This window comes from Psychrobacter sp. TB20-MNA-CIBAN-0197 (assembly GCF_040309765.1).
In the GTDB taxonomy this organism is placed as follows: Bacteria; Pseudomonadota; Gammaproteobacteria; order Pseudomonadales; family Moraxellaceae; genus Psychrobacter; species Psychrobacter submarinus.
This window is the reverse complement of sequence record NZ_JBEOPC010000411.1, coordinates 1-280: the sequence shown is the minus strand read 5'-3', so window position 1 is coordinate 280 and position 280 is coordinate 1. Positions and strand designations below refer to the sequence as shown.

The window sequence follows — 280 nt, the reverse complement described above, 5'->3', positions numbered from 1 at the left end:
GTGTGGCAGATTGCGTTACCGGGTTTGGGCAATTTGTTTTTAGTGCTATTAAAAGATACCGCCTTGGTGTCAGTCGTTGGTCTCAAAGACATTATGTATCAATCCTCGCGTGCGGCGCAATCGACCCAGCAGCCTTTTACCTTTTATATGGCGGCAGCAATTATCTATTTAGGGCTGACCATGTTAATCACAGGTTTTATGATGTGGCTTGAATGGCGCGCCAATCCAGCAGCGCGGTATGCTAAAAAACTAACCCATCAATCAGTTAAAGGGTAAGGGG

The 280-nt window shown here is 46.1% G+C and carries 1 pseudogene; it reads left to right on the top strand.

Annotation, left to right across the window (positions count from 1 at the left end):
• Positions 1-276, top strand: a pseudogene (locus tag AAEY83_RS14265) (ABC transporter permease); the annotation flags it as partial.
• Between the last annotated feature and the right edge of the window lie 4 nt (positions 277-280).